The organism is Brachybacterium horti (assembly GCF_054777615.1).
Map to the genome: position 1 here is coordinate 761882 of NZ_BAAHAM010000002.1, position 10958 is coordinate 772839.

Below are 10958 nucleotides of genomic sequence, written 5' to 3' on the forward strand. Positions count from 1 at the left end.
AAGGCGGAGTGGGGACGCTCCGCCTCGAGGGACGCAGCATCGCGTGATCAGAGCCTAGTCTTTCACACCGTGAGTGCGGTCTCCCCGGCGTGGACAGGCGCCGGGAGGGAGCTCGCGCCCATGAGGTGACGGTCCACCGCGGCGGCCGCGCTGCGACCCTCCGCGATGGCCCAGACGATGAGGCTCTGACCGCGCGCGCAGTCGCCCGCGGTGAAGACGCCGGGGACGCTCGTCTCCCAGCTGTCGTCGTGCTCGATGTTGCCGCGGGAGGTGGTCGCGAGACCGAGCTGCTCGACCAGCCCCTCCTGCTGCGGGCCGGTGAAGCCCATGGCCACGAGGACGAGCGTCGCCGGGAGCACCTGGTCGGTGCCCGGGGTCGGGAGCCGCTTGCCGTCGCGGTACTGGGTCCGCGCCACGCGCAGGCCCGTGACGGCGCCGTCCTCGTCGACCTCGAAGCCGGTCGTGGAGGCGAGGAAGGAGCGGTCGCCGCCCTCCTCGTGCGCGGTCGTCACCTCGAAGAGCACGGGGTGCGTGGGCCACGGGTGCGACTCGTCGCGCTCGACCGGCGGCTGGGTGCCGATCGCGAGCGTGGTCACCGAGCGCGCGCCCTGGCGCAGCGCGGTGCCCAGGCAGTCGGCGCCGGTGTCGCCGCCGCCGATGATGACGACGTCCTTGCCCTCCGCGGAGATCGGCGCCTCGAGCGTGTCCCCCTCCACGAGCCGGTTGGCCTGGGTGAGGTACTCCATCGCCGGGAAGATGCCCGCGGCCTCGCGGCCGGGGACGGGCAGGTCGCGCGGCGCGGAGGAGCCCGTCGCCACGAGCACCGCGTCGAAGCGGCTGCGCAGCTCCTCGACGCTCATCGCGCCCTCGCCGCTGCCGCCCACGTCCACACCCGTGCGGAAGCGCGTGCCCTCGGCCCGAATCTGCTTCAGCCGGCGGTCCACGTGGCGCTTCTCGAGCTTGAACTCCGGGATGCCGTAGCGCAGGAGGCCGCCGATGCGGTCGTCGCGCTCGAGCACCACGACCGAGTGGCCCGCCCGGGTCAGCTGCTGCGCGGCCGCGAGGCCCGCGGGCCCGGAGCCGATCACGGCGACCGAGCGACCCGTCTGGCGGCTCGCCTCGACGGGCTGGACCCAGCCCTCGTCGAAGGCGCGGTCGATGATCGACACCTCGACGTTTTTGATCGTCACCGCGGGCTGGTTGATGCCGAGCACGCAGCTGGACTCGCAGGGCGCGGGGCAGGCGCGACCGGTGAACTCCGGGAAGTTGTTCGTCGCGTGGAGCCGCTCGGCGGCCTCCTGCCAGTCGCCCCGGTACACGAGGTCGTTCCACTCGGGGATGAGGTTGCCCAGCGGGCAGCCCTGGTGGCAGAACGGGATGCCGCAGTTCATGCAGCGTCCGGCCTGCCGGGACACGACGTCGAGGGTGCCCTTTTCGCGGGCCTCGTAGACCTCGCGCCAGTCCATGAGGCGCACGGGGACCGGGCGACGCTCGGGGAGCTCACGCTCGCGGTACCGCAGGAATCCGCGGGGATCAGCCATGGGTGGCCTCCATGATGGTGTTCCAGACTTCGTTCGAATCGGGGTCGATCCCGGCGGCGAGGGCGTCCTCGCGGATGCCGGTGATCTCGAGGAACGCGCGCGGCGCGATCTCGGTGAGGCGCGCGAACAGCTCGTCCTCGTCCGCGAGCAGCGAGGCCGCGCGGTCGGAGCCCGTGCGCCGGGCGTGCTCGCGGATCGCGGAGACCACGAACTCCCGGTGGTCCTCGCGGACCGGGGAGATCTCGAAGGTCGCGGCGTCCGCGGGGTTCAGGTCGTTCTCGTCGAGGTCGAGCACGAAGAGCGTGCCGCCGCTCATGCCCGCGCCGAGGTTGCGGCCGGTGGGACCGAGCACCAGGACGACGCCGCCGGTCATGTACTCGGCGCCGTGGTCGCCGATGCCCTCGACCACGAGCGTCGCGCCGGAGTTGCGCACACCGAAGCGCTCGCCCGCGGCGCCCGCGAGGAACAGCTTCCCGCTCGTGGCGCCGTAGGCGCAGGTGTTGCCCGCGATCGCGGCGGAGGTCAGCGAGCCGGTCGTCCCGCGGCCGTGGCCCACGGCGACGATGCCGCCCGAGAGTCCCTTGCCCACGTAGTCGTTCGTGTCGCCGGTGAGCTCGAGGGTCACGCCCGCCGGGAGGAAGGCGCCGAGGCTCTGGCCGCCGGTGCCGTCGAGGTCGAGCACGATCGCGTCCTCCGCGAGGCCCGCACCGCCCGTGCGGCGGGTGACCTCGTGGCCCAGCAGGGTGCCCGTCGTGCGCTGCACGTTGCGGATGGAGCCGGTGATGCGCACGGACTCCTGCTCCCCCTCGATGACGGGGAGCGCCTGCTCGATCCACGGATGGTCCGCGGCGAGGTCGAGGTGGTGGTCCTGCCCGCGACGGCGGCGCGGGAAGTCGCCCTCCATGATCGTGGGTGCCGCGAGGATCGCCTCGAGGTCGAGCCCGCGGTGCTTGGCGCGGGCGAGCTCGCTGCGGGAGCGGTCGTCCTCGGCGAGGCCCAGCAGGTCGGTGCGGCCCACCGCCTCGTCGAGGGAGCGCAGCCCCAGCGCCGCGAGGTGCTCGCGCACCTGCTCGGCGATGAACTGGAAGAAGGTCACGACGTGGTCGGCGTGCCCGGTGTAGCGGGCGCGCAGCTCGGGGTTCTGGGTCGCGACGCCCACGGGGCACGTGTCCAGGTGGCACACGCGCATCATGACGCAGCCGGAGACGACGAGCGGGGCGGTCGCGAAGCCGTACTCCTCGGCGCCCAGCAGTGCGGCGATGACGACGTCGCGCCCGGTCTTCATCTGACCGTCGACCTGGACGGTGATGCGGTCCCGCAGACCGTTCAGGAGCAGGGTCTGCTGGGTCTCGGCGAGGCCCAGCTCCCAGGGCGTGCCCGCGTGCTTGAGCGAGTTCATCGGGCTCGCGCCGGTGCCGCCGTCGTGCCCCGAGATGAGGACGACGTCCGCATGCGCCTTCGAGACGCCCGTCGCGACCGTGCCCACCCCGAAGCGGGAGACGAGCTTGACGTGGACGCGGGCCGCGGGGTTCGCGGACTTCGCGTCGTGGATCAGCTGGGCGAGGTCCTCGATCGAGTAGATGTCGTGGTGCGGCGGCGGGGAGATGAGACCGATCCCGGGGGTCGAGTGACGGGTCCGCGCGATCCACGGGTAGACCTTCTCCGGCGGGAGCTGGCCGCCCTCGCCGGGCTTCGCGCCCTGCGCGATCTTGATCTGGATGTCCTTGGCGAAGCTGAGGTACTCGCTCGTCACGCCGAAGCGGCCCGAGGCGATCTGCTTGATCGCGCTGCTGCGCTCGGGATCGTGCAGGCGCTCCTGGTCCTCGCCGCCCTCACCGCTGTTGGACATGCCGCCGAGGCGGTTCATCGCGATCGCGAGGGTCTCGTGCGCCTCCTGCGAGATCGAGCCGTAGCTCATCGCACCGGTCATGAAGCGCTTGGTGATCGACTCGACCGGCTCGACCTCCTCGATCGGCACCGGGTTCAGCTGGCCGGTGCGCAGGCGCAGCAGGCCGCGGATGGTCATGAGCCGCTCGTGCTGGTCGTCCACGGCGTCCGTGTACTTCCGGAACTCGTCGTAGCGGCGGCTGCGGGTCGAGTGCTGGAGGCGGAAGACGGTCTCCGGGGTGAACAGGTGCGGCTCGCCCTCGCGACGCCACTGGTACTCGCCGCCCACGGGGAGGCGGCGGTGCGCGAGCTGGTCGCCCTCGACGGGGTACGCGAGCGCGTGGCGCGCCGCGTTCTCCTTCGCGACGACCTCGAGGTCGATGCCGCCGATCCGGGTCGTGGTGCCGGGGAACCAGGTCTCCGCGAAGTCCTCGGCGAGGCCCACGGCCTCGAAGATCTGCGCGCCGCGGTAGGAGGCGACCGTCGCGATGCCCATCTTCGACATGATCTTCAGGACGCCCTTGCCGAGCGCGTAGTTGAGGTTCGCGACGGCCTTCTCCGGGGTCACGTCGCCGAGCACGCCGCGGCGCACGAGGTCCTCGACGCTCTCCATCGCGAGGTACGGGTTCACGGCGCTCGCGCCGTAGCCGATGAGCAGCGCCGCGTGGTGCACCTCGCGCACGTCGCCCGCCTCGACCACGAGCGCGGCGCGGGTGCGGCGACCGGTGCGCACGAGGTGGTGCTGCACGGCCGAGGTCATGAGCAGCGAGGGGATCGGGGCGAGCAGCGCGTTGGCGTCGCGGTCGGTGAGCACGAGGAAGGTCGCGCCCGCGTCGATCGCGGCGACGGCCTCCTCGCAGATCTCGTGGAGCCGCTCCTCGAGCGCCCGCGCTCCGCCGGCCACGTGGTACAGCCCCTTGAGGCGCGCGGCGCGGAAGTCCGCGGTGCCCTCGAGCGTGTGGACGCCGTAGATCGTGGCGAGCTCGTCGTTGTCGATGATCGGGAAGTCGAGCGAGAGCTGGCGCGCGTGCTCCGGCGTCTCGTCGAGCAGGTTGCCCGAGGCGCCGATGGTGATGCCGAGGCTGGTGACGATCTCCTCGCGCAGCGAGTCGAGGGGCGGGTTCGTCACCTGCGCGAACATCTGCGTGAAGTAGTCGAACAGGAGCCGCGGGCGGTCCGAGAGCACCGCGATCGGGGTGTCGGTGCCCATCGCGCCGAGCGGCTCCGCGCCCTTGGCGGCCATGGGGGCGAGCAGCACCCGCAGCTCCTCCTCCGTGTAGCCGAAGGTCTGCTGGCGGCGCACGACCGAGGAGCGGGAGTGGACGATGTGCTCGCGGCGCGGGAGGTCCGCGAGGCGCACCTTCTGCTCGGCGACCCACTGCCCGTAGGGCTGAGCGGTCGCGATCTCGTGCTTGACCTCGTCGCTCGGGACGACCTCGCCGCGCTCGAGGTCCACGAGGAAGATCTCGCCGGGGGCGACGCGGCCGGTGCGGGCGATCCGCTCGCGGGGCACGTCGAGCAGGCCGGTCTCGGAGCCGAGGACGACGAGGTCGTCCTCGGTGATCCAGTAGCGCAGGGGGCGCAGTCCGTTGCGGTCCAGACGGGCGCCCACCTGGGTGCCGTCGGTGAAGACGAGCGAGGCGGGGCCGTCCCACGGCTCCTGGAGCGCCGCGTGGTACTCGTAGAAGGCGCGCAGCTCGGGGTCCATGTGGGGGTCGTTCTCCCACGGCTCCGGCACGAGCATCATGAGCGCGTGCGGGAGGGAGCGGCCCGAGAGGTGGAGCAGCTCGAGGACCTCGTCGAGGCTCGCGGAGTCGGAGGCGCCCTCGCTGTTCACGGGCAGCAGCCGCGAGAAGTCCTCCCCGAACACGTCGGTGGACATGACGCCCTCGGCCGCGCGCACGCGGTTGCGGTTGCCGATGACCGTGTTGATCTCGCCGTTGTGGGCGAGCACGCGGAAGGGGTGCGCGAGCGGCCAGGCGGGGAAGGTGTTCGTCGAGAAGCGCGAGTGGACGACCGCGAGCTCGGTGGTCATCCGCGGGTCGGCGAGGTCCGGGTAGAAGTCCGCGAGCTGCTGCGGGGTGAGCATGCCCTTGTAGACCATGACCCGGGTGGAGAGCGAGGGGAAGTACGCGCCGGTCGTGTGCTCGAACCGGCGGCGCACCGCGAAGGCGGCGCGCTCGAGGGCGAGGCCGGTGCGCTCCCCCGCCGCGTCGACGAGGAAGACCTGCTCGAAGCGGGGCTGGACGGCGGCCGCCGAGGGGCCCACGAGGCCCTCGACGATCGGGACCTCGCGCCGGCCGAGGACGCTCAGGCCCTCCTCCCGGGCGATCGTGTCCAGGGCCGCGAGGGCCTCGCCGCGGGCGGCGTCCTCGCGGGGAAGGAAGCCGATGCCGGCCGCGTAGGCGCCGCGCTCGGGGAGCTCGAGGCCGGAGACCTCGCGGAGGAAGGCGTCGGGCATCTGCAGCAGGATGCCCGCGCCGTCGCCCGTGTTCTCCTCGGCGCCCACGGCGCCGCGGTGGTCGAGGTTGAGCAGGGCGGTGAGCCCGGCCTCGACGATGTCGTGCCCGGGGGTGCCGCGGAGGGTGGCGACCATGGCCACGCCGCAGGAGTCGACCTCGCTCTCGGGCCGGTAGAGGCCCTGCGCGGGAGGGAGGCTGGAGAAGCGGGAGTCGAGGGGGATCATGCGGGACCCTTCAGGGTTCGGCCGACGGCCAGGGCGCGTCGGGAGGGACGGGTTCCGGACGTGGCCTGGCGCCTGCCGCGCGGTGGCGCGGGGGCCCGGTCCTACGATCCGGTGCGGGGCTCGTCCTGGTCGGAGGGCGGGGTGCCGGAGGTGGCGACGGCGGTCTCGTCGGGCCCGTTCCCCGGGTTCTGGGGGGAGAGCTCGAAGGCGCCGTCGGCGGCGACGGTCTCACCGCCGCGGCGACGCCGGCGGACCGTCAGGACGCAGAACATACCCACTGCGACCACGACCATGGCAAGGGCGACCACGGTGTGGATGCGCAGCGGTCCCACCATGAGGACGGGCTCGGTGCGGATCGCGTCGATCCAGGCGCGCCCGGCGGAGTAGATGCCGACGTAGGCCCAGAACACGCGGCCGCCCGCGAGGTGGAGGCGGCGGGAGATCGCGAGCAGGACGATCACGCCGAGGAGGTTCCAGACCTGCTCGTAGAGGAAGGTCGGGTGGTAGCCGCCGGGGGTGCAGCCGGCGATGGTCTCGCCGTTGGTGACGCAGGTGACCTGCCAGGCCCAGGGGAGGTCCGTCGGGGGGCCGTACAGCTCCTGGTTGAACCAGTTGCCGAAGCGGCCGATCGCCTGGGCGACCATCAGCGTGGGGGCGATCGTGTCCGCGAGCGCGGCGAAGGAGACCTTCTTGATCCGCGACATGACGTACACGGCGATCGCGCCGCCGGCCACGCCGCCGTAGATCGCGAGGCCGCCCTGCCAGATGTAGAGCACCGCGACGGGGTTCCCGCCGGGGCCGAAGAACGGCGCCGGGGAGGTGAGGACGTGCCAGACCCGGGCGCCGACGATGCCGGCGATGATCCCCGCGAAGGCGATGTCGAAGAGGTCGTCGCCGTCCCCGCCGCGGGCCACCCAGCGCTTCGTGGCCCACCACAGGGCGACGCCCATCCCCAGCAGGATGCAGATCGCGTAGAAGTGGATCGTCAGCGGTCCGAGGTGGATCGCGGAGATCGGGGAGCTGGGGATCATGGCCGTGCCCCGGCGCCGCGTGCCCGGTCCACGCCGGCGCGGAGGTCGTCGGCGACGGCGGCGAGCGGCGCGAGGTCGCCCTCGGGGCTCTCGATCAGCGCGCGCACGAAGGCGGAGCCGACGATCACGCCGTCGGCGTAGGAGCCCACCTGCGCGGCCTGGGCGCCGTCGGAGACGCCGAGGCCCACGCACACGTTGCGGGCGCCCGCGGCGCGGGTGCGCTCGACGAGGCCCTCGGTCGCGGCGGAGACGCTCGCGCGGGTGCCGGTGACGCCCATCGTGGAGGCGGCGTAGACGAAGCCGCGGCTGTGCCCGGCGACGTAGGCGAGGCGGTCGGCCGGGGAGCTCGGGGCGACGAGGAAGACGCGGTCCACCCCGTGCTCCTCGCTCGCGGCGATCCAGTCGGCGCCCTCGTCGGGGATGAGGTCCGGGGTGATGACCCCCGCGCCGCCGGCGCCGGCGAGGTCCCGGGCGAAGGCGTCCGGGCCGTAGGCCAGGATCGGGTTCCAGTAGGACATGACGAGGATCGCGGCGCCGCGGCCGGAGAGCGCCTCGACGGCCTCGAGCACGTGGCGGGTGCGGGTCCCGGCGGCGAGGGCCGCGCTCGCGGCCTGCTGGATCACGGCGCCGTCCATGACGGGGTCGGAGTAGGGCAGGCCCAGCTCGATCATGTCCGCGCCGTGGTCGATGAGCGTGCGGGCGGCGTCGATCGAGCCCTGCACGGACGGGAAGCCGACGGGCAGGTAGCCGATCAGGGCGGGGCGGCCCTCGGCGCGGGCGGCGTCGATCGCATGGCCGGCGCGCAGCCGGTCGGTGCCGCTCGCGGCGACGGAGCGGGGCGCGGTCATCGCGTGGCCTCCTGGGCAGGGGTGTCGAGGGTGCCGCGGGCGAGCTCGCGCAGGTGCTCGAGATCGCCGGGGACGCCCGGGAAGGTGCCCTGCTCGGCGGGGCGGTCCTGGTCGTCGACGAGGCCGAACCAGCGCGAGGCCGTGTCGACGTCCTTGTCACCGCGGCCGGAGAGGCTCACGAGGATCGTGGACCCCTCCCCCAGCTCGCGGCCCAGCTCGAGCGCTCCCGCGAGGGCGTGGGCGGACTCGACGGCCGGCATGATGCCCTCGGTCATGGAGAGCAGGGCGAAGGCGTCCATCGCGGGTCCGTCGTCGATCGCGCGGTACTCGGCGCGGCCGGTCGCCGCGAGCCAGGCGTGCTCGGGGCCGACGCTCGGGTAGTCGAGCCCCGCGGAGACGGAGTGCGAGGGGATGGTCTGGCCGTCCTCGTCCTGCATGACGAAGCTGCGCGCCCCGTGGAGCACGCCGGGCGTCCCGCCGGTGAGGGTCGCGCTGTGGCGTCCGGTCGCGATCCCGTCGCCGCCTGCCTCGCAGCCGACGAGCCGCACGAGCGGGTCGGTGTCGTCGAGGAAGGCGTGGAAGATGCCCATGGCGTTGGAGCCGCCGCCCACGCACGCGACGACCGCGTCGGGCAGGGCGCCGGTGCGCTCGAGGACCTGGGAGCGGGCCTCCTCGCCGATGATCCGGTGGAAGTCGCGGACCATCGTCGGGAAGGGGTGGGGGCCGGCGACCGTGCCCAGCAGGTAATGGGTGGTCTCCACGTTGGCGACCCAGTCGCGGAAGGCCTCGTTGATGGCGTCCTTGAGCGTGCGGGACCCCTGGGACACGGCGACGACGTCCGCCCCGAGCAGGCGCATCCGGGCGACGTTCAGCGCTTGCCGCTCGGTGTCCTCCTCACCCATGTAGATCGTGCACTCGAGGCCGAACAGGGCCGCGGCGGTCGCGGTCGCGACGCCGTGCTGGCCGGCGCCGGTCTCCGCGATGACGCGGGTCTTGCCCATGCGCCGCGTGAGGAGCGCCTGGCCCAGCACGTTGTTGATCTTGTGGCTGCCGGTGTGGTTGAGGTCCTCGCGCTTGAGCAGGATCCGCGCGCCGCCGGCGAGCCTCGAGAACCGCGGCGCCTCGCTGAGCAGGGAGGGGCGGCCGGTGTACTCGGCGCACAGCCGGCGGTACTCGGCGAGGAACTCCGGGTCCACGAGGGCCTTCTCGTAGACCTCGGTGAGCTCGTCGAGGGCGGGCACGAGCGCCTCGGGCAGGAAGCGCCCGCCGAAGTCGCCGAAGTAGGGGCCGGTGACGGCGCGCAGCGGCGTCGTGGGGCGGGTGAGCTCGGGCAGCACGGGGCCGTCCTGGGGAGCGGTGTCGGTCATCGGCTCTCTCCGTCCTGCTGGGGCCGGCCGCGGCGGGTGACCGCGCGGAAGGCGGCGGCCTCGCGGGCCGGGTCGTCGGTGGTCACGAGGGCCTCGCCCACGAGCACGGCGTCGGCGCCGGCGGCCGCGTAGGCCTCGACGTCCGCGACGCCTGCGACGGCGGACTCGCCGATCGCGAGGGGGCCGGCGGGGATCCGCCGCAGCAGCGCAGCGGCGCGGTCGAGGTTCACGTCGAGGGTGCGCAGGTTGCGGGCGTTGACGCCGACGATGTCGGCGCCGAGGGCGAGGGCGCGCTCGACCTCCTCCTCGGTGTGGGTCTCCACGAGGGCCTGCATGCCGAGGCCCGTGATCTGGTCGTGCAGGTCCCGCAGGAGCGCGTCGTCGAGCGCGGCCACGATGAGCAGCACGAGATCCGCTCCGTGCGCCCGCGCCTCGGTCACCTGGTAGGGGTCCACGACGAAGTCCTTGCGCAGCACGGGCACCTCGACCCGGGCCCGCACGGCGTCGAGGTCCGCGAGGGTGCCGCCGAAGCGGCGCTCCTCCGTGAGCACGCTGATCGCGCTCGCCCCGGCGCCCGCGTAGGCAGCCGCGAGGACGGCGGGCTCGGGGATCTCGGAGAGCGCGCCCTTGGAGGGGCTGCGGCGCTTGACCTCCGCGATCAGACCCATGGTCGTGCCGTCGCCCTCGAGGGAGGCGCGGGCGTCCCGTGCCGGGGCGGTCGCCGCGGCGCGCTCCTCGACCGCGGCGAGGGGGACCTCGGCGCGGCGGGCGGCGAGGTCCTCGCGGACGCCGACGATGATCTCGTCGAGGACGGTTCCGGTGAGGGTCACGGGTGCACTCCTGCAGGGGTCGGGCCGATCACGGCGGGGCCGGATCAGGCGCCGATCAGGGACGTCGGGGCGATGAACCAGAAGGCCGGGATGTTGCGGAGCACCGCGAACACGAGGGCCAGCACGGCGAGGAGGACGACCACGACCTGCGGCGGCGGGCCGAGGGTGCGTCCCTGCACTCGCCGTACCGCCCAGAGTACGAGTCCCCCGGCGACGACGGGCAGGGCGACCACGATGAGGACGTTGTTGCGCAGCGCGAGCAGCGGATCGCCGTCGAGCAGCGCGTGCACGGCGCGGGTGGCGCCGCAGCCGGGGCAGTACAGCCCGGTGAGGTGGTACACCGCGCACAGCGGGACGTCCGTGCGGAAGGGGTCGAACACCTGCTGCACGAGGAGGGCGAGGCCGGCGCCGCCGAGGGCGATGCCGAGCGGGAGCAGGGCGCGGTGCGGGCCGCGGGGGCGCGGGGCCTCCGGCGCGGGGAGGCCGTCCCCGGCCCGCACCGCGGAGCTCACGAGGTGGCGGCCGAGCGGGCGGGGCGCTTCTTCCCGAGGCCGACGACGGACATGACGACGCCGGCGACGACGGAGAGCGCCGCGACGACGATGCCGACGACGAGCAGCGCCGGCATCGCGATGACCATGCCGAGCGCCGCGAGCGTGATGCCGATCACGACGCCGAGGCTGAGCGTCCAGGCTGCGGGGGTCTTGCCCTCGTTGTGCGGCGGGGGCGGCGGCACCGTGTAGGTCTTGGTCATCGTCCAGCTCCGAT

At 73.6% G+C, this 10958-nt stretch carries 8 protein-coding genes; all 8 read right to left on the minus strand.

All coding sequences use genetic code 11. The features are described 5' to 3' along the window. Positions 1-62: 62 nt before the first annotated feature. Positions 63-1541, minus strand: coding sequence for a glutamate synthase subunit beta (locus ACYVAP_RS08705; protein ID WP_498860345.1), 1479 nt, complete (start codon positions 1539-1541; stop codon positions 63-65). Beyond that, a complete protein-coding gene (gltB, locus tag ACYVAP_RS08710; RefSeq protein ID WP_498860346.1) occupies positions 1534-6114 on the minus strand; it encodes a glutamate synthase family protein in 4581 nt (1526 codons plus the stop codon). Before gltB ends, ACYVAP_RS08705 begins: the two co-directional genes overlap by 8 nt. Before the next feature lie 101 nt (positions 6115-6215). Then, positions 6216-7145 carry a prolipoprotein diacylglyceryl transferase gene (gene lgt / locus ACYVAP_RS08715; protein WP_498860347.1) on the minus strand — a complete coding sequence of 310 codons (930 nt, stop codon included), beginning with the start codon at positions 7143-7145 and terminating at the stop codon, positions 6216-6218. Continuing rightward, positions 7142-7993 carry a tryptophan synthase subunit alpha gene (gene trpA, locus ACYVAP_RS08720; protein WP_137770876.1) on the minus strand — a complete coding sequence of 284 codons (852 nt, stop codon included), beginning with the start codon at positions 7991-7993 and terminating at the stop codon, positions 7142-7144. Before trpA ends, lgt begins: the two co-directional genes overlap by 4 nt. Beyond that, positions 7990-9360 (minus strand): tryptophan synthase subunit beta, encoded by a 1371-nt coding sequence (gene trpB, locus ACYVAP_RS08725; RefSeq protein ID WP_137770877.1) that lies wholly within the window; start codon positions 9358-9360, stop codon positions 7990-7992. The genes trpA and trpB overlap by 4 nt, the downstream gene beginning before the upstream one ends. Then, complete coding sequence (trpC, locus tag ACYVAP_RS08730) at positions 9357-10190, minus strand: indole-3-glycerol phosphate synthase TrpC (protein WP_498860348.1); 834 nt, start codon at positions 10188-10190, stop codon at positions 9357-9359. The genes trpB and trpC overlap by 4 nt, the downstream gene beginning before the upstream one ends. A 44-nt stretch (positions 10191-10234) precedes the next feature. Further along, positions 10235-10702 (minus strand): DUF2752 domain-containing protein, encoded by a 468-nt coding sequence (locus tag ACYVAP_RS08735; protein ID WP_498860349.1) that lies wholly within the window; start codon positions 10700-10702, stop codon positions 10235-10237. After that, positions 10699-10944: an HGxxPAAW family protein gene (locus ACYVAP_RS08740; RefSeq protein ID WP_264449116.1), complete on the minus strand. Its 246-nt coding sequence runs from the start codon at positions 10942-10944 to the stop codon at positions 10699-10701. The genes ACYVAP_RS08735 and ACYVAP_RS08740 overlap by 4 nt, the downstream gene beginning before the upstream one ends. Positions 10945-10958: the final 14 nt, after the last annotated feature.

What these genes read in the sequence shown, in the direction of transcription:
- ACYVAP_RS08705 (WP_498860345.1), bottom strand. Translation starts at nt 1,541, where the DNA reads ATGGCTGATCCCCGCGGATTCCTGCGGTACCGCGAGCGTGAGCTCCCC.
- gltB (WP_498860346.1), bottom strand. Translation starts at nt 6,114, where the DNA reads ATGATCCCCCTCGACTCCCGCTTCTCCAGCCTCCCTCCCGCGCAGGGC.
- lgt (WP_498860347.1), bottom strand. Translation starts at nt 7,145, where the DNA reads ATGATCCCCAGCTCCCCGATCTCCGCGATCCACCTCGGACCGCTGACG.
- trpA (WP_137770876.1), bottom strand. Translation starts at nt 7,993, where the DNA reads ATGACCGCGCCCCGCTCCGTCGCCGCGAGCGGCACCGACCGGCTGCGC.
- trpB (WP_137770877.1), bottom strand. Translation starts at nt 9,360, where the DNA reads ATGACCGACACCGCTCCCCAGGACGGCCCCGTGCTGCCCGAGCTCACC.
- ACYVAP_RS08740 (WP_264449116.1), bottom strand. Translation starts at nt 10,944, where the DNA reads ATGACCAAGACCTACACGGTGCCGCCGCCCCCGCCGCACAACGAGGGC.